Annotated in this window: 25 protein-coding genes; 10 read left to right on the top strand and 15 right to left on the bottom strand. The window is 50.5% G+C overall.

The window, feature by feature from the left end; translation table 11 throughout:
- Positions 1-15: 15 nt before the first annotated feature.
- Together BUA24_RS03995 and BUA24_RS03990 are read right to left on the bottom strand one after the other, a co-directional pair.
- Positions 16-459: a chemotaxis protein CheW gene (locus tag BUA24_RS03995; RefSeq protein WP_072788944.1), complete on the bottom strand. Its 444-nt coding sequence runs from the start codon at positions 457-459 to the stop codon at positions 16-18.
- On the bottom strand, positions 456-2,756 hold the full coding sequence (locus BUA24_RS03990; protein WP_072788942.1) for a chemotaxis protein CheA: 2,301 nt from the start codon (positions 2,754-2,756) through the stop codon (positions 456-458). The genes BUA24_RS03995 and BUA24_RS03990 overlap by 4 nt, the downstream gene beginning before the upstream one ends.
- Positions 2,757-3,030: 274 nt before the next feature.
- On the opposite strand from BUA24_RS03990, the gene BUA24_RS03985 reads away from it, so the two are divergent.
- Positions 3,031-3,198 (top strand): carbon storage regulator, encoded by a 168-nt coding sequence (locus BUA24_RS03985; RefSeq protein ID WP_245790284.1) that lies wholly within the window; start codon positions 3,031-3,033, stop codon positions 3,196-3,198.
- On the opposite strand, the gene fliW is transcribed toward BUA24_RS03985, so the two are convergent.
- The 9 genes from fliW to BUA24_RS03940 are packed head-to-tail and all read right to left on the bottom strand — an operon-like array spanning position 3,195 to position 11,862.
- Positions 3,195-3,698 (bottom strand): flagellar assembly protein FliW, encoded by a 504-nt coding sequence (gene fliW, locus BUA24_RS03980; protein ID WP_143146376.1) that lies wholly within the window; start codon positions 3,696-3,698, stop codon positions 3,195-3,197. The two genes, BUA24_RS03985 and fliW, sit on opposite strands and share 4 nt — an antisense overlap.
- A gap of 36 nt (positions 3,699-3,734) precedes the next feature.
- Complete coding sequence (locus tag BUA24_RS03975; protein WP_072788938.1) at positions 3,735-4,622, bottom strand: flagellin N-terminal helical domain-containing protein; 888 nt, start codon at positions 4,620-4,622, stop codon at positions 3,735-3,737.
- 2 nt (positions 4,623-4,624) lie between these two features.
- Positions 4,625-6,001: a flagellar hook-associated protein FlgK gene (flgK, locus tag BUA24_RS03970; protein WP_072788936.1), complete on the bottom strand. Its 1,377-nt coding sequence runs from the start codon at positions 5,999-6,001 to the stop codon at positions 4,625-4,627.
- On the bottom strand, positions 5,998-6,468 hold the full coding sequence (locus BUA24_RS03965) for a hypothetical protein (RefSeq protein ID WP_072788934.1): 471 nt from the start codon (positions 6,466-6,468) through the stop codon (positions 5,998-6,000). Before BUA24_RS03965 ends, flgK begins: the two co-directional genes overlap by 4 nt.
- Before the next feature lies 1 nt (position 6,469).
- Positions 6,470-7,810 (bottom strand): type IV secretory system conjugative DNA transfer family protein, encoded by a 1,341-nt coding sequence (locus tag BUA24_RS03960; RefSeq protein WP_072788933.1) that lies wholly within the window; start codon positions 7,808-7,810, stop codon positions 6,470-6,472.
- On the bottom strand, positions 7,807-9,036 hold the full coding sequence (locus tag BUA24_RS03955; protein WP_072788931.1) for a helicase HerA domain-containing protein: 1,230 nt from the start codon (positions 9,034-9,036) through the stop codon (positions 7,807-7,809). The genes BUA24_RS03960 and BUA24_RS03955 overlap by 4 nt, the downstream gene beginning before the upstream one ends.
- Positions 9,036-10,388: a hypothetical protein gene (locus tag BUA24_RS03950; RefSeq protein WP_072788929.1), complete on the bottom strand. Its 1,353-nt coding sequence runs from the start codon at positions 10,386-10,388 to the stop codon at positions 9,036-9,038. The genes BUA24_RS03955 and BUA24_RS03950 overlap by 1 nt, the downstream gene beginning before the upstream one ends.
- Positions 10,385-11,572, bottom strand: a complete 1,188-nt coding sequence (locus tag BUA24_RS03945; protein WP_072788927.1) for a hypothetical protein — start codon at positions 11,570-11,572, stop codon at positions 10,385-10,387. The genes BUA24_RS03950 and BUA24_RS03945 overlap by 4 nt, the downstream gene beginning before the upstream one ends.
- Positions 11,572-11,862: a DUF6112 family protein gene (locus BUA24_RS03940; RefSeq protein ID WP_072788925.1), complete on the bottom strand. Its 291-nt coding sequence runs from the start codon at positions 11,860-11,862 to the stop codon at positions 11,572-11,574. Before BUA24_RS03940 ends, BUA24_RS03945 begins: the two co-directional genes overlap by 1 nt.
- A gap of 190 nt (positions 11,863-12,052) precedes the next feature.
- Here BUA24_RS03940 and BUA24_RS03935 point away from each other — a divergent pair, with 190 nt between their 5' ends.
- From BUA24_RS03935 to BUA24_RS03925, 3 genes are read left to right on the top strand one after another with little or no spacing between them, the layout of a single operon-like run.
- Positions 12,053-13,063, top strand: coding sequence for a sensor histidine kinase (locus tag BUA24_RS03935; RefSeq protein ID WP_072788923.1), 1,011 nt, complete (start codon positions 12,053-12,055; stop codon positions 13,061-13,063).
- The gene (locus BUA24_RS03930; protein WP_072788921.1) at positions 13,060-13,767 is read left to right on the top strand and encodes a response regulator transcription factor; all 708 of its coding nucleotides are present in this window, start codon (positions 13,060-13,062) and stop codon (positions 13,765-13,767) included. Before BUA24_RS03935 ends, BUA24_RS03930 begins: the two co-directional genes overlap by 4 nt.
- Positions 13,768-13,776: 9 nt before the next feature.
- A complete protein-coding gene (locus BUA24_RS03925) occupies positions 13,777-14,226 on the top strand; it encodes a Fur family transcriptional regulator (protein ID WP_072788919.1) in 450 nt (149 codons plus the stop codon).
- Between the two features lie 23 nt (positions 14,227-14,249).
- Here the strand turns inward: BUA24_RS03925 and BUA24_RS03920 are convergent, their stop codons facing one another.
- From BUA24_RS03920 to serS, 4 genes are read right to left on the bottom strand one after another with little or no spacing between them, the layout of a single operon-like run.
- Positions 14,250-14,648 (bottom strand): succinate dehydrogenase hydrophobic membrane anchor subunit, encoded by a 399-nt coding sequence (locus BUA24_RS03920; RefSeq protein WP_072788917.1) that lies wholly within the window; start codon positions 14,646-14,648, stop codon positions 14,250-14,252.
- A gap of 1 nt (position 14,649) precedes the next feature.
- The gene (sdhC, locus tag BUA24_RS03915; RefSeq protein WP_143146375.1) at positions 14,650-15,024 is read right to left on the bottom strand and encodes a succinate dehydrogenase, cytochrome b556 subunit; all 375 of its coding nucleotides are present in this window, start codon (positions 15,022-15,024) and stop codon (positions 14,650-14,652) included.
- Positions 15,021-15,146: a hypothetical protein gene (locus BUA24_RS13135; protein WP_272867281.1), complete on the bottom strand. Its 126-nt coding sequence runs from the start codon at positions 15,144-15,146 to the stop codon at positions 15,021-15,023. Before BUA24_RS13135 ends, sdhC begins: the two co-directional genes overlap by 4 nt.
- Positions 15,147-15,191: 45 nt before the next feature.
- On the bottom strand, positions 15,192-16,520 hold the full coding sequence (gene serS / locus BUA24_RS03910; protein ID WP_072788968.1) for a serine--tRNA ligase: 1,329 nt from the start codon (positions 16,518-16,520) through the stop codon (positions 15,192-15,194).
- Between the two features lie 26 nt (positions 16,521-16,546).
- On the opposite strand from serS, the gene BUA24_RS03905 reads away from it, so the two are divergent.
- The 6 genes from BUA24_RS03905 to BUA24_RS03880 all read left to right on the top strand — a co-directional run bounded on the left by BUA24_RS03905 (position 16,547) and on the right by BUA24_RS03880 (position 22,018).
- On the top strand, positions 16,547-17,458 hold the full coding sequence (locus tag BUA24_RS03905) for an ABC transporter ATP-binding protein (protein WP_072788916.1): 912 nt from the start codon (positions 16,547-16,549) through the stop codon (positions 17,456-17,458).
- A gap of 28 nt (positions 17,459-17,486) precedes the next feature.
- Positions 17,487-18,218: an ABC transporter permease gene (locus BUA24_RS03900; RefSeq protein ID WP_072788914.1), complete on the top strand. Its 732-nt coding sequence runs from the start codon at positions 17,487-17,489 to the stop codon at positions 18,216-18,218.
- A 239-nt stretch (positions 18,219-18,457) separates the two neighbouring features.
- Entirely contained in the window at positions 18,458-19,420 is a 963-nt protein-coding gene (locus tag BUA24_RS03895) for a COX15/CtaA family protein (RefSeq protein ID WP_072788912.1), read from the top strand.
- 168 nt (positions 19,421-19,588) lie between these two features.
- Positions 19,589-19,858 carry an ATP-dependent Clp protease adapter ClpS gene (gene clpS, locus BUA24_RS03890; protein ID WP_072788966.1) on the top strand — a complete coding sequence of 90 codons (270 nt, stop codon included), beginning with the start codon at positions 19,589-19,591 and terminating at the stop codon, positions 19,856-19,858.
- A gap of 11 nt (positions 19,859-19,869) precedes the next feature.
- The gene (locus BUA24_RS03885; RefSeq protein WP_072788910.1) at positions 19,870-20,337 is read left to right on the top strand and encodes a DUF2017 family protein; all 468 of its coding nucleotides are present in this window, start codon (positions 19,870-19,872) and stop codon (positions 20,335-20,337) included.
- Between the two features lie 67 nt (positions 20,338-20,404).
- On the top strand, positions 20,405-22,018 hold the full coding sequence (locus BUA24_RS03880; RefSeq protein WP_072788909.1) for a Gfo/Idh/MocA family protein: 1,614 nt from the start codon (positions 20,405-20,407) through the stop codon (positions 22,016-22,018).
- Positions 22,019-22,025: the final 7 nt, after the last annotated feature.

The raw sequence follows: 22,025 nt of genomic DNA, 5'->3' as shown, positions 1-22,025 counted from the left end.
CTCAATAGAGACCGACTACTCTGACGTTCTGATCGCTTCCTCAAGATTCAGAAGAAGAAGCAGCGATCCATCCAGCTTGAACACACCTTCAAGAAGGCTCTTGTACCTCGGGTCAAACGTCTCGGGCACCGATTCGAAGTAGTCCTGTTCGATCGTCATTACATCCCCGATCTCATCCACTAACAAGGAGATAGCACCGTCAGGGTTAGAGATCACGATATTCATCGGAGGTTTGGGGTATTTGGGTTCCATTCCAAAGCGCCGCCTGAGGCTTAGGGCAGTTACGATCTGACCCCTTAGATTTACAAGGCCACTCACACACGGGTCTGAAAGAGGTACCTTCGTCATAACCTGAGTTCGGATTACCTCTTGAACCGCCTCAACTGAGATGCCAAGAAACAGATCTCCTAGACGGAAACTGCAGTACTGCGAGGCTGCCAAAGGAGTAAGGGTCTTCATACACCAATCCCTTCATATGCTGATAAGAAACTCTCGACGACAACAGAGAGATCCACAACTTCGGTTATTTTCTTTGCGATCACCGCCGAACCAAGCACACCGAGCCTGGCCGAGTAAGAATCGATCTCCAAAGATACCTCAGTGATGTCGAGAATGTCATCGACGACAACCCCTACGCTTCGACCAGAACTGCTGTGCACCACGACCTGATAGGTTGTAGGTGCTTCATCGAAGGAGCTGTTTGCACCCAAGAAGGACGATAGCCATAGTAGAGGCATGATCGCTCCTCGATACTGAACAACCGGTGCAGCTCCTGCCCATTCAACTTCACCTACATCGAACTCTTCAAGGCGATCGATGCTATCAAGTGGTATCGCCAAACGAGACGTCTCACCAGCCTTCACCACCAACATCGTCTTCGTCTCTACCGATTCACCCTCAAGGAGATCGGTTTCCTTAGCCTCTCCGGAGTGGGCCTCTCCGCTATTTAATGCAGCGGTAGAGGCCAGTCCTCCAACATCAAGAATCAGCGCTACGCGCCCGTCGCCCATGATGGTTGCTCCTGAAAACACAGCCACGTCCTTTACCTGATTGCCCAAAGGCTTGACCACTATCTCTTGAGTGTCGACCACACCGTCAACCAGCACACCAAATGGTCCGTGTTCACCCTGTACTACAACGACGTTTATGGATTCAAGCTCTTTCGTCTCACTAGCGCTACGTAACTCAAGTAAAGAAGCAAGGTCAACGAGAGGTAACAGCTTCCCTCTAAGGCGAAGAATCGCTCTTCCCTCAATCACCGATACCGACAGGTCTATCTGTTCTCTATCTAGGCGCAACAGCTCGATAAGAGAGGTCTGAGCGATAGCATATCTTTCATCAGCAGCACTTACTATCAGAGCCGGCACAATTGCGAGGGTAAGAGGTATCTTGATCTTAAACGTAGTTCCTTTTGAAACCTGAGAAACTACATCTATGCTTCCGCCGATCTTTTCGATATTTGTCTTAACTACGTCCATACCCACGCCACGTCCAGATACGTTCGTGATCTTTTCTGCAGTAGAGAAGCCGGGAGCGAATATCAAAGACATCGCCTCGCGATCCGACAACTTGGGCGCTAGCTCCGCCTGAAGGATGCCTTTTTCTACCGCTTTATCCCTTATCCGCAGAGGATCGATCCCTCCTCCGTCGTCAGAGATCTCGATATTGACGTAACCACTTTCATGATACGCAGAGATCCGAAGGGTACCAGATGCTTCTTTTCCGCACTGTTGTCTTATCTGTGGTATCTCGATACCGTGGTCAACAGCGTTTCTGATCAGGTGAGTAAGCGGATCCTTAATCGCTTCGATGATAGTCCTATCGAGCTCCGTGTCTTTGCCGTCAAGTTCTAGAGCTACCTGTTTTCCACATGCGTTCGCTAGATCCCTAACAACCCTAGGAAACTTTGAAAGCACAGTTCCAATGGGTTGCATCCGAGTCTTCATGACATTTTCCTGCAGCTCTGAGGTTATGAGATTAAGCCGCTGAGTAGTGGCGGATAGAGCTGTAGAAGCATCTTTTGAGGTGTATTGAAGGATCTGATTCCGAGCGAGAACTAGCTCACCCACTAGATCCATCAAGTTGTCCAACAGAGATACATCAACACGTACTGAGGTCTCTGAAAGTACAGGCTTGATGTCACTTGGCGCAGGCACCTCTGAAGAAGGTGTCGAAGAGACCTGAGTCTTATTCAAGCTTGGATTCCCCGAGTCCACTTCCTTATCGTCCCCTGTTCGCAGCTTAGAGGTAGTCTTTTGTGGTGTATCTTTCTTGACTGCTGGAAATATAAAGGCATTTTCGGAGACCGCCTGCGCTTGGGGCTCTGCAGTCTCGCCTCCATCATCCGCCTCTTCCTCCACTAAGGACTGAAGCTTGGCTATTAGTTCGGGGTACTCCCTGACACCTTCTCCGCCCGTGGCCGCCACCTCCGCTAAGTATCCACGTACCACATCAACCATCTCCAATAGGGCGTCGGTACGTTGCGAATCCAAGGTGAAAACCCCATCACGGATCTTAGACAAAAGATTTTCTCCCACGTGAGCTACGGACTCAAGACGAGAAAAACCCAAAAACCCACAGGTTCCTTTGATGGTGTGGACAGTCCTAAAAATTGAGGAGATACGGTCTTTGTCGTCTGGATTTGTTTCAAGTGCAACCAGATCCTGATCGAGGCGATCGAGGTTCTCGTTTGACTCCACTAGGAACTCTACGACCTCCTCGGGAATCTCTACTCTTTCGGCTTCACGTTCTGACATGTAACAGCCCTCTCACTTGGAATAACTGAAAGACACAATTTGTGTCGGCAAATTCGAAATTATCTAAAGCAATACCTAGTACAATGAGTCTTACAGACCTGTCTTTCGACAGCGCATGATGGTTGGGTGACCACTGTGTGGATCAAAGTTATAGCTACATACAATTACGAATGTAGCTAAGAGTGCCGTAACGGGCGCAAGGAGGCGCGATGTTAGTTCTAACCCGAAGGGCTAATCAGTCGATCGTCATCGGCAAGGATATTGTCGGACCATATTGGATGTTCATCGAGACCAGGTCCGAATCGGAATCGAGGCTCCGAGAGAGGTCGACGTTCACCGTCAAGAGGTCTTCAAAGCGCTTGAAAAGGCTAACCAGGAGGCCGCCATAGAGATGAGCGAACTCGAAACTGACGCCCCTAACAGAGAAGATAACGGGCGCTAGTTTTTGTTTGGCAGAATCTCAGAGCGAGCCTGATCTCTAAATGCTACCGAAAGTTGGTGGTCCATAGCGAACTCGGGGTTGCCCTGAGGCACTTGAAACCCTGTCATCTTGTCCAAGTTGATCACCAAAGGAGCCGCCAAGTTCGCTCGAGGACAAGGATCTGACTGACTAAGTGTTACAATTAGCAGGACCAAGAGGTTCGCTGAACCTCCTTCAAGACCCAGAAGACCTTCGTGGAGATCGTCGATATCAACTACGTAGTTATCGAGCACTGCCGACGGCTGCACGACCACAAAGACGGGATAGTCATCTCCAACCGCCTTTAGCGCAAGGTAAGGTCCAAACTCCACACCAAGAGGCACAAGCTGGAATCCCCTTACCTCCGGATACCCAGGTATTCCAATTGGAAATGAGAACACAAGCTGACTTGGGCGTATCTCTTGGGACACCTTATCGTCCTTCCGCATCGTAGCGACACTTCGTGCTGTTATTTCAGCCACAGTTCCTCCTGATACCGTTTCTATATTTATCGAAATTTATATGTACTTTGCTAGAGTCGGTTGAACCGACTGAGAGACCACCTGCAGTGCAATCTGGTAGTTTGAGAGCTGCTGGCTGTACTCCGTGGTGAGCTTTGGGTAGTTGATGTTCTGCAGGTTTCCATACTGTGCCTGCACATTCTGAAGCGACTGTATCGCTTGGTTCTGCATGAACTGTAACTCTTGGACGTATTCACCCTGGGTCGCAGCCGCCGCCGTTACCTGATTGAAGGCGTTATCAAAACTCTGCAGGTCCCCTTGGTAAACCTTTGAATAGTTTCCTGACTTAAGATCTGATATGGCCTGACTTAGCACACTGAAGATGTTTGTCGGAGTTCCGCTTTGTCCAAAAGGAGCGGTCACAACCGTTGGAGCTGAGAAACCCGGGGCTACTGTAGTTGATGGAGACGGCCCTGAGCCTACGTAGTTGCCTGATGAGTCATAAGCAGTCTTAGATCCTGAGGTTCCTGCAAATATAGCGTTTCCCATATATGCAGTGTTCGCCATTCCGAGCAGAGTGTTGTAGTCAGACTGAAGAGACGCTATGAGCCCTGTAGCTGAAGATGGGGTTATCGACGAATTTCCGGCCTGCAAAAGAGTTGTTCTTGCACTTTGTAGAACCGACACAGCATCGTTTAAAGTTCCGTTTGCCATCTGCGCTACCACCAACCCGTTCTGTGCGTTGGTTTGATACTGAGTGAACCTAATCTCTTGAGCACTTACGCCCATCACTGCAACCACTCCAGAGGGGTTGTCGGAAGGTTGGCTGATGTTTTGACCAGAGGTCAGCTGGCTTTGAAGCACCTGGAGCTGACTCTGATCGAGGTTTATGTTGGTGCTCGACATAAGTGAGATTGCGGACTGAGTAAGAGGAAGAACATACATATCTAAACCGCCTGCATTAGTGACTGGATGGAGCTTGACACCGTTGAGATAACCTTGGCGGCAGCTTGGTAACCTTGCTGGTAGTTCAACATATCTACAAGCTGCTGATTGGTATTTACACCAGAGACGCTCTGGAACTGCTGGTAAGAGTTTTGGTAAGCGACCTGCGCAGAGCTCAAAAGAGAGTTAGAGTTTGAGACGTCCAGCCCGATACCACCCACCATAGCCCTATAGAGTGCGTCTGGACCGCTGCTCAGCGTTCCGAGTTCTGCCATAGCTTGAGCATTGGAACCGTCGGCGTTCCCCTGGGGAGGATTCCCGGCCGCAGCGATTGAGTAAGGGTCACTAACTATCGTGGGGTTTATCTGCAGATTCAATGCACCGGTGCTTCCGCTTCCTCCAAATACAAACATAGGTACTCCGCTCTGTGGGGTGGAGCCGTTGTTAGGGTAGGAGCTACCTGCGCTAAGTTGGTTGTTGACAGTCGAAGCTAAGGACGCAGCAACCTTGTCCAACGACGTGGAGTACTCGGGCAGAGAGAAGTTAAGGGTTTGAAGCAGACCCCCAACCGTCCCTTGCGTCAAAGGAACACTAACACCGCCTTGGGAAGATATGACCGTTACAGATGAGGTCGTGGGTACCGGAGGGGCTGTCGGGGACGAGACGGAAAGGGTAGAGCTTACTCCATCTTGCACTAACATCACTCCGCCCACGAGCAGATTCACTGATCCATTGGGCTGATTTTGAACAGTCGCACCGATAGAGGTCGCCAGATCACCCACTAGCTGGTTTCTCTGGTCGACGAGGGTGTTTGAACTGGCTGGACCTGCTGCTACAATCTGAGTGTTCAAGGTGGCAACCTGTGAAAGCATAGAGTTGACGCTCTGTAGTTTTGTTCCCACAGATGCGACCGTGGAGTTGAACAGATCAACGTAGTTCTGAGCAAGTTGATTGAAGGTTTGGGCGAGATTCTGGGCCTGTGAGACCAACTGTTGACGAGGGGCCAGTTGAGTGGGGCTGTTTGCAACGCCATCAAAGGCTGACCAAAAGTTGGCCAACTGAGTGGAGATACCACTGCTTGAGGGCTCGTTCAAGAAGCTCTGAGCCGTACTGAGCACCTGAGAGAGGGATGTTGCGTACCCCTGCTGGGCCGATGTGCTGTTTAGGGAGTTGGTTAGGAACGCGGAGGAGACGAGAGATATAGACTGCGTCATCACCCCCTCTCCAGCTCCAGTCGTTGGTGCAACGAGATTACTTAGATTGAGCCGTTCTCGCACGTATCCAGGCGTCGAGGCGTTGGAGATGTTCTGGCTGACAACGTCTAGCCCGCTTTGAGCAGCGTTCAGTCCAGACAGAGCTATGTAGTAAGATCCGCTCATGCCGACTCGCTCAAGATGGACTGACGTATCGCACTTTTATGCCCAGTTGCATCGTAGACCGAATGGTTTGATCCTAAAAGCGTCAAGGTTGAGTCGATTATCTCGATCTTCTCTTGACACACAGCCTTCACCTTTTGCTGGAGCTCAGTGATCTTTGCGAGGTGGCTGCGCAACACCTCGGTCATTTCGGCAAGGCTAGCTTGCCAAGCCTCATCGGCTCCCCTCGATAGATCCGTCAACGTTATCGTCCTACCGGTCGAAGGAGCAACGGAGTTGAACAGTTCCATCCGTTCGATCTCCAGCTGTACCAGCACCGCAGACGCCTTCGCCACATCTCTAGATGCGCGCTCTAGATATCTGTACTCACCGCTTTGAGCAAAGAGCATCAAGGTAGATAGCCGGAACTCAATCTCTTCCAAAGCTCCCCTGATCAGCTCCATGTGGTTGAAGACTTGTTGCAAACTCATGTCAGTTGTTCGTCACCTTTTTAGCGAAAGTAAATATTTTTTGAAAATCTCCATAGGTTCGTGCTTTGAAGTTAACCTTGTCTATTCCCTTGTTCATCTCACATATATAGGCTGCTCCTCGCCGCAGCCCAATCAGAGACGCTGAACCTTGATCTTCCAGATCCTTTCTAAAGCGTTCAAAGAGATCAAGCGTAAAGGGGTCTGTTAGGCCTCCAAAGAAGATCTTTACAGCATGGTTATTGACCACAGTCCCAGCCAGATCCCCATAGAGCATCTTCACCTGGGCGTAGTCCTGAAATACCGACACCAAACGCACTCCGAAAGAAAGGCCCGCCGAGGCAAGTTTTGCGAGATCAGATACGGGCGCTACGTTAGCAAGTTCATCGAGAGCAAAAAGTACCCTTGAGGTGGTCTTCTCCTCGGTCATTATCAGGGAAGACATGTAAGAGATCAATGTTCCAAAATACGGTGCAAGACGACTCTGGTTGGATATCGAAGCGGAGAGATATAGAGTGAACTTCTGCCTCTCTCTGTTGACCATAAGCTCCACCAAGTCGAGTTTTTGCACTCTGGACCCTAGCGCGCTGAGCGCTTGCAGGTGAGGTGCCAGAACGCTTTGAACGGTTATCAAAACAGATGAGGCGTGTCGCTCATCCGTCCTCAAAATCGACAGGATCTCTTGTGCCAGATCGTATGACCCTGTGGTCTCAACCGCCGACAACAAGGCATCTAGGTCCTCAAGACTGCAGATAGCACGTCTTTCTTTCTCGGATGTCATTGAGCTTGTCGCGAGCAATACTCCAGAAACCAAGATCTCGGCTAAGCGGTACCAAAACCTAGAGTCAGCACTGGCACTACGGTACTCTCCTGAACTTATAGTCATGTGATGGGCTATCTCCCGGGCTCTGTCTACATCGGTCGCCTGGGTAAAGGGGTCCCAAAAACATCCCTCATCGACTGGGCAATCAGAGATCACAAACACCTTTGAACATCGTCTTCTCGCCTCCAAGCTTTGAGTCTGTAAGTCCTTCTTTACTGAGGTAACGACGGCAGACCCATCAAATCTGCTAAGAATTGGAAGCAAAAGCGAAGAGGTCTTACCGGAACGGGTTGGACCAAAGACGACGATAGAGGCGCAACTCTCTAGGCTTTTACGCAACCTCGCAAGTGCGCGAGCAGCACTAAGTACTTCTGGCTTTTTGGTGGTCGCCATGGAGCGAGGAGTACGGTATTTCGATCTTTGGTTGGCCTCGGCGCCGACGCCGCTCCGTCTCTTGACCAGGTAGCGATCGACGACAAATGCCAATAGGCCAAGAAAGACCATTAGCGACCCTTCTTTCATAGCCTAAGTCCAGTCGGATCCCTAAAAAGCCCTTCGGTCATCGCTTGGTCGGTATCGACAACACTTACCTCAAGGGGGTGAAGCACGTGTCTAACTATAAAGATTCTGCCTGCCAGCGACCAAATGGCTACTCCTTTTGACATGTTAGGAAGTTTCCTTGCGAGATGGGTTGGAAGCCCAAGGAACTCCGAGACATGATCGATCTCGGAAGGTGGCTGGCCATAGATGACAAAGGTTTCAGAGTCAACCGCCAACGACAGGGCTCTTTGGGCGACCTCTGAGTTAGAGTTCTTTGAAGCCAAGTCAGAGAGCCTGTGAGTTACAAATATATTTGACGACCCATATGAACGTGCCAACTTAAAAAGGGAGCGAAACCTTGCGGCGGACTCAGGGTTTTCAAGTACCGCCCAGGCTTCATCTAACACCAAGAATCCCTTCGGAATCCTCCCAGCTCGCATCGATCGCAGGCGCTGTGCCATGAGCAGATTGATCACAACAGCAAAGAGGTCGCCTCCTGCGAGCTGGGATAGATCTACAACTGCTCTTGGTCCGATATCTCTGCCTTTTTCAGAGGTCCCTAGAAGTCCCGAGAGATCCCCATATAAAATTCGACGGAGCGCTGAGACTAAGGAGATAACCGCCTCTCTCTCGTCCTTGTAACGCAGGGAACCCTCCAACTTTGTAGCGACCTCCAAGGTGTGCTCTAGAGTTGGACGTGAACGTTGAGAGAGCTCCTCGTCAACGACATCTTCTAAAGCCAACGACTCAGTTGCGACAAGAGGCCGTCTCAGAACAGCCTGCACGATCTCTGACAAGGCCGTTATCATCTCTACCCTGCAGTTGGAAGCGGCTTGGAGTCCAAAAAACGGATCGAGCCGCTCAGATCCACCTGGATAGATGCGAAGCACCTCCGCAGCGGTTGCTGCTGCAAAGTCTCCGTACTCACCTTTGGGATCTAGAACCAAAAATGATCTTTGATACTGGGCGCTCCTAAGCAACAGGCTCTTCACGAAGGCACTCTTACCCCTGCCCACCTTTCCCATAACCGAGATGTTGGGGTTAGAAAGATATCCGCTTCGATATAAGAGAAATGGATCGAAGCAAAATACACCTCCACCCATTGAAAGACCGACTGCAACTTGGCTACAGGGGGGCAACTCTGTATTTAGGAAGGGTGCAAAAACCCCCAAAGAACGTGAGCTCTCAGTGAAGGTCTTTGAAAACATCACACACCCCCCGTTTTCCTGACAAGCTGTATAAGGGTTCCAAGGTGTCGACCGTCAAGGCGAACCAGTTCAACTCCTACTTTTGAGCCTAAGGAAAACAACTCTCTTTCGGCTGTTGCAAGTTCTAGGAGAGTACGTCCATATACTACGAAGACGACGCGATAAGAAAAAAGAATGTGACCAGCGACTACCTCGGACTCGAGCCGACCTAGTTCCGCTTCGTCAGAGGCGTAGGACAGTTTCTCTACGTACCCCGACCTAAGCCTGAGTCTCTTGTTGGCCAACGCCTCTGAACGCCTGCGCTCCGCAGTCCTTACAGAGCGGTTGCGACCGAAGGGTTTCGCTTCCAGGAACATAGTCCTAGCTGGAGCGATAGCTTGAAATAGAGGATACAACCGACTCGGTAGAAAAACTCCGGAGGGCCAGCCCGTCACTTCAAAGCATCGACACCAGATATCATCTAGGCGTGTCTCGGTATAGGACTGCCTAACTTCTTTAGAGCATATCCGCAAAGACCTTTCGCCTCGAGAACTCTTTACCGTCGGACTATAGCTCGACACGACTTCAGGCTGACGTAGCTCTAGATCAAACAACGAACTAAATCGGGAACTCACCTCCGCAGCGAGCGAACGAACCTTGACGGGTACCTGAAACTGCTTTCCTCCTCCAACCGCACACTCGATCCAAAACGATGACTGCGTAGTCCAGCTGCGAGATCTAAGCTCATTGTGTAGCCATATGTCCATCTCTGATAGACCCTCATCAGCTACCTCTAAAGATCGCCAAGGCGGGAGCACCTCCACCTTGACACATATCCCATGTTTGGATTCGATAAGGTCGGCGCACTTATTCAGGAAACTTCCCCACCGAGTAGCGACCGCTTGTTGCTCGGCATCGCCACCGAACAAGTAGGAGCGTGCGGGCAGGCCAAAACCCACAGAACCAAGAGCTGCTCCAGATTCGAAAAGGAGTGTCCCGACAGAGTCAATCTCCCGCAGGTTTAGGTGCAGCAAATCCTTTGCATTTTTTGGTTCTGTCGATGCCCGAATCCTTCGCCTAACACCACCTCTGCGGTGACGTCTCTCCAGGGGGCTCGCGTCTTTAGAGAGTCTGAAACCCAACACTATCAGGAGGTGGACCCCAAGAGGATAGCCCTGTCTATTTATAAAGGTCATAGACAGAATAATGATGACTAAGAGCAGCGTCACTAAATAGAGAGATCCGGAGCTCTTTGAGACGACTGCGACGAAGATCACCATAGAACAGGCAGCTAAAGAGGCCAGCTGGGTTGCGTTTAGTCCTATCAGAATCGGACGGGCTTTCCTTCCTGTGAGCGAGTATCCCTCTTTCACTCCTCCCGACCACCTTCATCGAAAGAACCGTCGATCGTGGGGCGCTCTCTGTTTGGGTCTACTCCGTATTTTCTCATAAGACGTTCGACTTCTTCTTCTGTTGGTTCAACGTCGGGATCGAGACCAAACATCTGCCTGGAAAATGGAGAGTGTCTTACGCCGCTGATCATCTCGTACACAGGCGGATAGCCTTCGAAGGGGGGAAGATTGACCTCATCCGTTGAGTAAGGTATATCTGGCCAGGGATCGATACTTTCAAGCGAAGAGCCTTGAGCCGCAAGATCGGCAGCCTTTGCTCCTACAGTCCTCAGCGATGAGGCAAAACCGCTTTCAAGCGCAGCAGCTAGATGGACGTCGGCCAACGGTACAAGCTTTACAAGGAAGTATGGGGAGATCACGGCAACGATGAGCATGGCGACACCAGATAAGAAGGTGCTCATCGCCTCACTTGCACTGCTTTTCAAGGTACTTTGAACCACTGCACCAAGAGAAAGCCACACGCCGAGCAAGGCGACAAACTTCACCAGCTCAAGACCCAACAGTACTTCAGCGGTCTTGCGTAGCCAGTTCCTACCCCACGGGAACAAAAGCCCAACGCTTGTCAAAGGTAAAGTAGCAGTGAGCAGATAAAGTGCTCCGTTACGCAGGATCAACTCCAGCCACAGTGCAAACTCAGCAAAGATACCAAGTAAGAACATGATCGCAATGACAAATATCGGAATCGATTTTGCAGATCCAACGCTCCTGGCAAACACCTCGATATGTGCAAACACGGCAGAGTTGCCCTCTAAAGGAACGCAAATGTACTCAACTAGGGAGTTCAACAGGGACACAAAGGCAACACCCGCTCCCCCGGCCAAAACTGCAGCGGGCAAGCGGACGAGTACGAGCTTTAAGACCTCGGCAATAGAAGCACTCCACAGAGCATAGATCACACCTCCAAGAAATCCTGGAAGAACCAGACCTTTTGCGACCCCAAGCACGTAAGAGTACTCGACTTCAAAGAAGTGCGCAGTAGGGTCAAATACTGTAGAGGTTTCAAAGACGCTCGACATCTGTCCGAGTAACCACAAAAAGACTGTCTCCAAGCCTTTGTCAAAGGAGTAGGACAGCGTCCGAAGCAGCAGCCTCAAAAAGTAGTTGGCTACCCCGGTAAACAAAGACGCAACAGCAAAGGGCCACATCAGTTGATCCCCAGTCCGAGATGGAAGAAGAAATTGATAATTGCTGGAGCCCCACCAATCAAAAGAGCGGCAGCTCCGGAGACCATTACAGCACGCCTTCCCAAGTAACTTTGTTGGTAGTTCTGAGAGTGAGCACCGATTGCCCATGTAGCGGCTCCAACCACCAGCCCCACAAGAGCGATTACCAGCGCCCATCCTCCAATACCGTTAGCCAGACTTTGAAGAACCGATCCCCCAGGCAACAGAGACGGATTGGGAGAAAGACTTACATCTAAGAGCATCCAGCTCATCTACATCCTCCTTGAAATGTATCGCTCAGTACATTATATACCATTTCATTATATTCAAATCATCACTTCGGAGATATTTTGCTCTCCGTGCATCGCCTTTTTATGCCTTGTTCATAGATTGAATATTGATGATCGAAGACACAAAGCAGCCACCAAAGAGGGCTGAGGACAGAGATACCGGGGCTAGACCATGACTCAAGATAAACGCTTCCTTGAGTTAGCGCTGAACGCATTAGATGTAGCAGTAGTGGTATGCGATATCGATGGGAGGGCGATCTTCAAGAACTCGCAGGCTGAACGGATGTTCTCCACCTCTTATGGCAATGCACTGGCTGCGCGCGAGTTCCAAAGCCTGATAGATGAGGCGGCCAATGGGAACTACATCACTCAAGACTTCGAGCTCTATGGTCCCCCCAAAAGGAGTTTTTTAGCGAAAGCCACGCCACTCATCGACAACCATCAGGTAGTTGGATTCACTGCAACGATAGAGGACGTCTCACTCAAAAAACAACTCGATGACGTAAGAAGAGACTTCGTCGCCAACGTATCCCATGAGCTAAAGACACCCATCGGTGCCATGCAGCTCTTAGCTGAGACTATGTCGATCGAAAACGATCCAGAGGTTTTAGCTAGACTCTCGGCAAGAGTTGAAAAAGAGGCACTTAGGTTGGGGAGGATAGTTGAGGATCTCCTTGATCTATCGAGGATCGAGTCCTCCGGCTCTGCCGACCTGCGGTCTCAGGGTCTTGAGCAGGTGATCTCCGAAGCGGTTTCCCGAGTCGCAACGACTGCGTCGCTGAAAGAGGTCACCGTAGAGGTAGACATGGACAAAGACGCCCCTGACGTGGCGATCGACACTAGACAGATGATCTCAGCCCTCTACAACCTCCTCGATAACGCCATAAAGTACTCTGATCAAGGAGGCCATGTCACTCTGTCTATAAATTGCGACGATACATGGGTCTTGATCTCGGTGAAGGACAGCGGCATAGGAATTCCTCCACGGGATATTGAACGCATCTTTGAGCGTTTTTATCGGGTTGACCAAAACCGTTCGAGAATAACGGGGGGAACTGGACTTGGACTCTCTATAGTAAGACACGTGGTGGAAAACCACAAGGGGCGAATAACTGTCGAGTCAGAAGAGGGTACGGGGTCAACCTTTACTATCTGGCTTCCAATCAAATACGAGGAGAGATGACAAGAACTCAGCCCATAGTACTAATCGCCGAAGACGAAGAGTCGTTTATCGAGGTACTGACACTTGGGCTCAAGCGGGAAGGATTTCTCGTTGAGGCCGCAAGAGATGGAGAAGAAGCCCTGAGAAAGTTCGAGGAGTTTCGACCCGATGTGATTCTGCTAGATGTAATGCTACCGAGAAAGTCGGGGCTTGACGTCTGTCGAGAGATTCGACTCCACTCCAAGGTTCCGATCATCATGGTCACCGCAAAGTCTACCGAGATAGATACTGTCGTTGGTCTTGAGGTTGGCGCCGACGACTATGTAGCAAAGCCATACAGACTAAAAGAGTTAGTCGCCCGCGTGAGGGCTGTTATGCGGCGAACTCCAATGGAGCCAGACTCCAGCACGAAGCAGTTCGAGACGATCGAGGTGGGAGACATAATCCTCGATACATCCAAACACGAGGTCAAAGTTAGGGGGGAGGTGGTAAAGGTCCCGCTAAAGGAGTTTGAGTTACTTGAGTTTCTGATCTCAAATCCTGGACGGGTTCTAACTCGCGAGCAGATAATCGATCGCGTATGGGGACCCTACTACTCCGGAGACACAAAGACCCTTGACGTTCACATAAAGCGACTTCGATCCAAGGTTGAGATAGACCCTTCAGACCCAAAGGTCATAACCACAGTAAGAGGGCTAGGCTACCGTCTGGAGACATCTAGGTAAACTCTTGGTGTGAATACACCCCTTGAGGATAAAATTCGTGAGCTCAAACATCAAGGTCTAAAAGCCACGGTTGCCAGACGTGCCGTGTTGGAGGTTCTCATCGAGGGACCTAGTCACCAAAGCGCTGACGACATAGCCACGAAGATATCTCAAAGGTACCCTGAGATACACCTTTCGACGATATATCGAACCTTGGATACCCTTGAGAACATCGGATCGATCGACCATGTACATCTTGGCCATGGACGGGCTGTATACCATCTCGGAGACGATCCTCATCAACACTTAGTGTGCGATCGCTGTGGATCGGTGATAGAGGTTCCCAACGAGATATTTGCATCGCTTAGCAAGACACTCGCCAACGACTACGGTTTCCACCTGAGAAGAAGCCACTTTGCGGTCTTGGGTCGGTGCCAGGCCTGCGAGGCCACAGATGGTTCTACAGCTCAGCCTCGATAGCAGTACCCAAAGACCGCTCTATCTTACTTAAAGGTTATGATCGTCAGAGTCCCAACGAAAAATAGGATACCTGACACTCCATATACCGTTGACTTGACAAGAACCCGCTTTAGAGGAGATCTCACGTAATCATCCATAATGTATCTAAGACCGTTGGTTCCATGAAGCAGCCCAAGTGATAGCAGGAGCCAGTCGAATATCTTCCAGAGAGGATTTTGGTATCGCGCTGCCACGAAGGCAACCGTCGTAGTTGTGACGTCATGCAAAATGTGCATGATAAAGAAATGAACCAGAGCGAGGAAGAACAAGATTATCCCCGAGACTCTCATAAAGAGCCAGGACCACGTCTCAAAGTTTTGTCTAGACGCACGCCTCTGAGGCGACACATCCCTGGACTGTGGACTCTTAATTACAGATGCCATCTCACACCTTTCCTGTAAAAAACGGCTTCAGAATGTAGACCGCCCCGACGAGCGTCATTACCCCTGCTAGAGACAGCATAAACAAAAACACTCCTTTTTCATTTTTGATCGCCTTGGGAAAGAAGTCGATCATGACTACTCGAAGCCCATTTAAGGCGTGATACAGTAAAGCGAAAAGTAGCCCGACTTCAAAGAGCCTTAAGAAGATGTTTCCATATAGCTTGTGGATCGAGTTGTAGATATGTGGACTGTTCAAGGTCGACACATCGACGATGTGAAGCAGGATGAACATGAACACCAAAAAACCAGTTATCCGGTGAAGCACGAAAGCCCACTGACCGGTCTTACCTTTATACATCGTCGAAGAAGGACTCACTTTGACCTCCGAACCCACTTGTCGCCCCAAAGCGTTGTCGAGACTACATAAATTGCAAAGCCAACCACTACAAGCGTTACCGCTCCTAGCGCTATCGAAAATAACAGTTGAGATGTATTCACAACTGTAAACCTAGCGGAAATTATCCATTGCGTCTAAACCCAATTCTAAGTGAGCCTGCCTTCAGGAGAAATTCTGCTTCGTCCACCTAGGTAGGGGTGCAACGCCTCAGGCACGCTCACTCCTCCGTCAGCCTCACGATTGGCTTCGACAATAGCAGCCCAGATGCGAGGCCAAGCCAAAGCAGAGCCGTTGACTGTGTTGAGCAACCTTACCCGTCCATCAGACTGACTTCGGTACCTAAGATTCGCTCTTCGAGCCTGATAGTCCGAGAACCAAGATACCGACGAAACCTCAAGCCATCGATCGACGCCAGGTGCGTACACCTCAAGGTCGATAGTCCTAGCCGAGGAGATACCTAGATCTCCAGTGCAAAGCTGCACCACTCTATAGATGAGGCCGAGTCGCTGAAGGAGCCCTTCGGCACGAACCAAGATGTCGTTCATCGCTTCATCGCGTTGCTCGTAGGTGCAACACGCAAAGAGCTCGACCTTATCGAACTCGTGCAGCCTAAGCAGCCCCCTAGTATCTTTACCTGCTGAACCTGCTTCGCGCCTAAAACACGGCGACACGGCACACAGCCTCAAAGGCAGGTCCTTTTCCTCTAAGATCTCGTCTTTGAACATGGAGGTCAGCGGAACCTCGGCGGTGGGAATCGCGAATAGATCATCTACCTCCATGTGATATGCGTCGTCTTCAAACTTCGGCAGATGCCCGGTCGACACCATCGTTTGACGACGCACGAAGGTCGGAGGCCTAACCTCGAGGTAGGAGTCTTCGTGTTCATCCAGAGCCAGTGAGGTCATGGCACGCAACAACCGGGCCCCAGGACCTTTGAACATGGGAAACATTGAACCCGATATCTTGGCAGCCCGACCAAGGTCTAACAACCCTAGTTGCTCTCCAATCTCCCAGTGGGGTACGCGCTTATGGTCTGGGTACTCAGGAAGTGTGAACTCTGAATACTTTCTCTCTCCGCTAGAAGGCGACCAAGCCCGCTCTACAACGTTGTCTTCCTCTGATAGCCCAATAGGCACCCTGTCGTCGGGTATGTTTGGAATAATCGCCCAGATACTGCGTCGCTCGTTTTCTAACTCTTGACACTGTCTTTCGATCAGACCGAGCTGTTCTCCCAACTCCCGAGAGGTCCGACGGAGTTCCTCTGCCTTCGGAGCATCTCCATCTCTCATTGCTTGAGCCACCTCTGCGGAGATCTTGTTGATTCTCTCTCGCATCGCGTCACGAGCCGTCATTGACCCAAGAAGCTTGGAATCTATCTCCAAGACCTTTGAAATCATGTCTGGGTCCACCCCTCGACTACCCAGACGCTTCGTTATCTCTTGAGTCTGTTCTCGCAGCAATTTTATGTCGATCATTACCAACACAGACTAGTGTCAAATCTATGGCAGTAATTGAGGTTTCAGATCTCCGCGTCTCCTACGGTTCTAAGGAGGCTGTATCTGGACTGAGTTTTGAGACCGACTACGGTCAAATCTTCATTGTGCTTGGTCCAAACGGGGCCGGAAAGTCCACAACTATCGAGACCTTAGAGGGGTTTCGATCTCCAAGTCAAGGAAAGGTCACAATACTTGGCCTAGACCCCAAGAAGCAACAGCGGGAGCTTGGAAAGCTAATCGGAGTCATGCTTCAAGGAGGAGGAGTTAACCCTAGGATGACTCCCAGCCAGGCCCTTACGCTGTTTGCGGGCTACTACGACAACCCTATCGACCCTGCCGAACTTGAGAGAACTTTGGAACTTGAGCACGTGAGAAAGACCCCCTTCCGAAGGCTTTCTGGTGGGGAGAAACAACGACTTCTACTGGCTCTAGCCGTGATCGGTCGGCCAAAGGTCGTGTTTTTAGACGAGCCCACATCTGGCGTTGATCCTGCGGGCAGAATAGCCATCAGGGAACTAATCGCTCGACTACGCGCAGAGGGAGTCGCCATAATTTTGACCACCCATGAACTAGGTGAGGCCGAAAAGCTAGCTGACAAGTTGCTCATCATCTCGCAGGGCAAGAAGGTTGCTTATGGAGACCTAGGCGAGATAAAAGCACAGCACTCCGCATCACAGATAACCTTCCGTTCAGCAGACGAGATCGATCCGAAGTCATTCGAAGAACACCTAAACGTTGCGCTCAAGCGTCCCTTCGGTAATGAGCTTTACGTGGTAGAAGCAGATGGCTCCCCTGAGTTAATCGCCAATCTCGCCCGCTATCTTGCCGATCAAGGGATAGGTTTCTCAGACCTCTCAACCTCCAGCACGTCTTTGGAGGACATCTATCTCTCGATAACATCCAAGGCGGATGCCTGATGTCCAATACCTTGAAATGGAGTAGAAAGTGAAGGCATATTTGGCACAAGCAAAATCGGAGATTCGCCTCTCTCTCACCCAAGGAGAGTCGCTCCTAGTTACGATCCTTATTCCTGTGATCTTTCTTCTAGGTTTCTCGGCGATAAAGGTTCTCCCAGTCCCAAAGGGCATTCACTCAAGGGTTGACTTTTTGGTTCCTGGGACGATGGCTTTGGCGGTAATGGCCACAGGGATGGTTTCACAGGGCATTGCAACTGCGGTGGACCGAACCTACGGGGTCTTAAAGAGGCTAGGTGTGACCCCACTTGGGAAAAGCGGCTTTCTGTACGCCAAGATTACAGCGATACTCGTCGTGGAGGTCATCCAAGTGGCAGTCCTGTACATAGTCGGGACATTACTTGGCTGGCATCCGCAAGGAAACTTTGCGATTTTCATAGTAGGTGCGTTACTGGCTACCGTAGCGTTTTCGGGCATCGGACTGCTCCTCGCCGGTACTTTGAAGTCCGAGGCAATGATAGGGATCTCAAATGCTATCTACCTGATCCTACTGTTTCTTGGAGGGATGATATTTCCAACCTCATCGCTCCCTGGACTTTTAGCGACTGTCGCCAAAGTACTACCCGCCCAGGCAACGTCCGATATCTTCTTCCATGCCTTGGGTGCCGGTGGATCGATTCCATCTTCAGACTGGACAACCCTCATAGTCTGGGCCGTCGTTGCACCTCTTTTAGCTGCAAAGTTCTTTCGTTGGGAGTCCTAAGGCTCAACCTCAATAGGCCTTAGGCCGAGTTTGCTCTTGATCTTGTCTTATCTTGATCGCTAGGACGCAAACACCAAGCACCGCCCAAGGGAAAAGGCAAAAACTCGTCGACAAATGGTCCAAGGTGTATCGACGAAGTACGATAAAGAAAGTAAGTAATACGAGACCGTCGAGGTACCCCTGATAGTTAGCTGAGAATCAGTTCAAGCTAAGCCATTAGACACACTAGATTGTAAATTGTGATCGAAGAGTGGACGAAGTGGTTCAAAGAGTGGAGGATAACGCCCGTAGGCTTTCGGCGACTATCCTACGCCACCTTGGTGTTTCTTGCGGTAATCATAGTCACAGGCGGAGCCGTTAGGCTCACGCAATCTGGTCTAGGTTGTCCCACCTGGCCAGACTGCACGGCGAACCACCTTGTCGCTGCAGACTCATTCCATCCCATGGTGGAGTTTGTAAACCGAATGATCACAATCGGTGCGTCTATCATTGTAATCCTCTCAGCACTCGCCGCCTTCTTGCGCAAGCCCTTTCGCAAGGACCTGGCGTGGTTGGCGATGGGATTGGTTGGAGGTCTCATAGCTGAGATCGTACTAGGTGGACTGACCGTACTAGCGAAGCTTGCACCTCCATATGTCATGGCTCACTTCATCTTGGCGATCCTGATTGTATGGAACGCCATCGTTCTATATGCCCACTCTGCTTCAGATGACGTGGCACCTACTCGACGGGTATCTAAAGAAACCGTCCTTTGGGGTCGATTAGTGCTCTTGGTTCTCGGAGCTGTTATCTTCGTAGGTACCGCAGTGACGGGATCGGGTCCTCACAGCGGGAGTCCAATAGCGGCTCGCCTACCCTTCAAACTAAGAGACGTCGCCCAGTTGCACGCAGATATAGTTTGGCTGCTAGTCGGACTAACCCTAGTCGGGCTGTTGCTTCTAAAGCAAAGCGGAGCTCCCGAAGACGTACAAAAAGCTGGACGGTTCCTCTTGGTGATGGAAGCACTTCAAGGGGCCATCGGGTACACACAGTACTTCACGCACCTTCCAGCGCTACTGGTGGGTTTCCACATCGCTGGGGCTACTGTCGTTTGGATGGCCGCTTTATGGCTGAACCTTTTGTTCTTCGAAAGGGGAACCCTAAAGGACGAGGCAGAGCGAAACCTTGAGTCGACCGAGATCCCCAACCTGTCCCCCACCTAACCCGATGGCCTGGAAAAGCCCAAGGTGACGGTTGAAAACTCTCACAATAACTACTTCAAGCGGTCTCACTAGATAACAACTAGTCCTTCGTCCGCAAGGCAGAGATAGGATGATTTTGCTCAGATACGTTGCTCCGAAAGGGATACAGCTTTGACGGCTCTAGGGGGAATGGTCGAGACTGAAGAGAGATTGGGTCAGGAGATTGATTCTCCGTGGGTTGTAATCGTCTGGAACGACCCAGTAAATCTCATGAACTACGTAACCTTTGTTCTACAAAAGCTATTTGGTTACTCGAAAGAGAAGGCTACAGAGCTGATGCTTCAAATTCACAATGAAGGTAAAGCCGCTGTTTCATCGGGATCAAAGTCGGAGGCTGAGAGAGACGTAAACCGACTCCACGCCTACGGCCTCTGGGCCACAATGCAGCAAGATAAGTAAGTGGCCGGTAGATGAAGTCTCCATTCAAACGACAAGGGGAAGACACGATCAAGGTTCGTATAAACGATCGAGAGCGAGACGTTCTCTCCAACTATCTAGAGCAGATATCGAACATAGTCCTAAGCGATATAAATCTGTCTTGGAGACTTTTCCCGCCCATATTTGACGATCCCGTCAGACAAGCCGAATGTGAACTGGACTCTCAAAGCCGCGAAGATGCCAAGCAGTTCGAGGTTGCTAGCTCCTTCAGCGTAAGTGCCGAGATGATAAGGCGAAAAGACTTGTTGAACTCAGTAGAGGCCACCACTTTACTCCAAGACCTCAACAAAGCAAGGCTTGTGCTGGCTGAGATTTTAGGCATAAAGGACGAGTCATTTAACCAGTCGAGCCTAGGCTCAGACGAGCTAAGGTTTATCTTTGACGTTTACAACTATTTAGGGTGGATCGTGTCAGAACTAATCGAGACACTCGCTAGCTAACTCCTAAGTGGAAGCGCCATTCCCTAAGACTACCGATAAAGAAGCGATAAAGAAGAAAGAGCACACCATGTCATCTTTGATTAGTTCGAACCAATCTAGCGCGAGCGTTCTCTCTCCATATTGGTCACCCCGCAGAGATCATCTATCAGCGTCGTTCAAAAAGGTAGATCACCTAGATGCCACAAAGATTCTTCGTAGAGACGGCAAGCTTATCGTTCCGAGCTACTCCATGTTGACGCCCGAACTTCTTTCGACTCTAAGAGATGGAGGTAATCTCTTTTTATTCGGCTCTTTAGAGTCAGAGTCGACTCGTATCGGCGATATTGAACTGAATTTAGATACGCTTCCAACGTCTGAATGGTACCTTAAGCTGAATAAGGATATTCCTGCCTTCGTGCGGTTCCCTTCAGAGGTACCGATCCTCTCTTCTCTTTATACATGTCGCACACCCGAAGGAGCCGAGCCACTTACGTATGTAAACATACACATGCAAGACCGTTTGGTTTCGTGGAGACGTGCTGTGGGTGCTGGAACCCTGCATTTCTTCGGATTCGACTTCGACAGTCTAACCTGCGCTAACGAAGAGGTTCGGTACCTCCTTGAGGTGTATCTGACTTTATCAAACAACCGTCCCAAACCCTTTGGTGTCTCCGTGGTTGGGTATGGGCCCTACGGTGGCATGGGCTATTTTCATGGAAGTGCAGCTTCATCGATAGAAGGGTTGTCATTTGTGGGTGCAGTCGATCCAAGTCCCGATAGGCGCGCTGCGGCATCAAGGGAGTTTCCTGGGATTACGACTGTATCCACTCACAAGGACCTCCTCGAGGTTGACGAAGTAGAGGTTGTAGTGGTCGCAACTCCACCGTCCACGCACTATCAGATCGCTCTTGACGCTCTAAGAGCAGGTAGACACGTAGTACTGGAGAAACCCATGTGCCTAACGGTTCAGGAGGCGGATGACCTAATCGAGCTTGCTCAAGCCCAGGGACTCGTCCTAACAGTAAATCAGAACCGGCGTTGGGATCAAGACTACAGAGCGATTCGAGAAGTGGTCTTCGCCGGAGGCATAGGAGACCTCTTCAATATCGAAACCTTTGTCGGAACCTTCGACCATCCGTGCCGGGCCTGGCACTCAGACGAAGGCGTTTCCGGCGGAGCAGCCTACGACTGGGGTGCCCACTACGTCGACTGGACACTTCAGCTACTAGGTCAAGCACCCACGGTGGTTACCTCTTTTGGACACAAGCGTCGTTGGTACGAGGTTTCCAACCTAGACCAGATAACCATTCACATGAGCTTTCCGGAAGGCAGGGAGGCGACTTTCATCCAAAGTGACCTAGCGGCTATTCGAAAGCCAAAGTTCTACCTGCAAGGAACGGAGGGAACCCTAGTCGGTCATTACCAGCCAATTACAAAAGAGACGGTGACGCAAGAACACGGATACGTAAAAGACTACTACCACTTCGCTGAAGCACCAGCTGAACTGGAACTTGCACGCTATGAGGGGCCAAATAGAGTCTCACGGCAAACTATAACTCTTCCGCCGCCAAAGCGATACGGATTCTGGCGCAACTTTGCAGATCATATCCATCTAGGATCGGCTCTTGAGGTTCAACCAGATCAGGTTCGTGAGGTCATAGCCGTCCTGGAACAGGCACACCTTCAGAGTAAAGATGGGTAGTTAGGTC

This window comes from Ferrithrix thermotolerans DSM 19514, from assembly GCF_900128965.1.
In the GTDB taxonomy this organism is placed as follows: domain Bacteria; phylum Actinomycetota; class Acidimicrobiia; order Acidimicrobiales; family Acidimicrobiaceae; genus Ferrithrix; species Ferrithrix thermotolerans.
This window is presented reverse-complemented; position numbering and strand designations above follow the sequence as displayed.

Coding starts and splice junctions, on each gene's coding strand:
- BUA24_RS03905 (WP_072788916.1), top strand. CDS start 16,547: ATGGCAGTAATTGAGGTTTCAGATCTCCGCGTCTCCTACGGTTCTAAG.
- BUA24_RS03975 (WP_072788938.1), bottom strand. CDS start 4,622: ATGTATGTTCTTCCTCTTACTCAGTCCGCAATCTCACTTATGTCGAGC.
- BUA24_RS03935 (WP_072788923.1), top strand. CDS start 12,053: ATGACTCAAGATAAACGCTTCCTTGAGTTAGCGCTGAACGCATTAGAT.
- BUA24_RS03885 (WP_072788910.1), top strand. CDS start 19,870: ATGAAGTCTCCATTCAAACGACAAGGGGAAGACACGATCAAGGTTCGT.
- BUA24_RS03880 (WP_072788909.1), top strand. CDS start 20,405: ATGTCATCTTTGATTAGTTCGAACCAATCTAGCGCGAGCGTTCTCTCT.
- BUA24_RS03995 (WP_072788944.1), bottom strand. CDS start 459: ATGAAGACCCTTACTCCTTTGGCAGCCTCGCAGTACTGCAGTTTCCGT.
- BUA24_RS03960 (WP_072788933.1), bottom strand. CDS start 7,810: ATGAAAGAAGGGTCGCTAATGGTCTTTCTTGGCCTATTGGCATTTGTC.
- BUA24_RS03920 (WP_072788917.1), bottom strand. CDS start 14,648: ATGGCATCTGTAATTAAGAGTCCACAGTCCAGGGATGTGTCGCCTCAG.
- serS (WP_072788968.1), bottom strand. CDS start 16,520: ATGATCGACATAAAATTGCTGCGAGAACAGACTCAAGAGATAACGAAG.
- flgK (WP_072788936.1), bottom strand. CDS start 6,001: ATGAGCGGATCTTACTACATAGCTCTGTCTGGACTGAACGCTGCTCAA.
- BUA24_RS03945 (WP_072788927.1), bottom strand. CDS start 11,572: ATGTGGCCCTTTGCTGTTGCGTCTTTGTTTACCGGGGTAGCCAACTAC.
- BUA24_RS03940 (WP_072788925.1), bottom strand. CDS start 11,862: ATGAGCTGGATGCTCTTAGATGTAAGTCTTTCTCCCAATCCGTCTCTG.
- BUA24_RS03965 (WP_072788934.1), bottom strand. CDS start 6,468: ATGAGTTTGCAACAAGTCTTCAACCACATGGAGCTGATCAGGGGAGCT.
- BUA24_RS03990 (WP_072788942.1), bottom strand. CDS start 2,756: ATGTCAGAACGTGAAGCCGAAAGAGTAGAGATTCCCGAGGAGGTCGTA.
- clpS (WP_072788966.1), top strand. CDS start 19,589: ATGGTCGAGACTGAAGAGAGATTGGGTCAGGAGATTGATTCTCCGTGG.
- BUA24_RS03930 (WP_072788921.1), top strand. CDS start 13,060: ATGACAAGAACTCAGCCCATAGTACTAATCGCCGAAGACGAAGAGTCG.
- BUA24_RS03955 (WP_072788931.1), bottom strand. CDS start 9,036: ATGTTTTCAAAGACCTTCACTGAGAGCTCACGTTCTTTGGGGGTTTTT.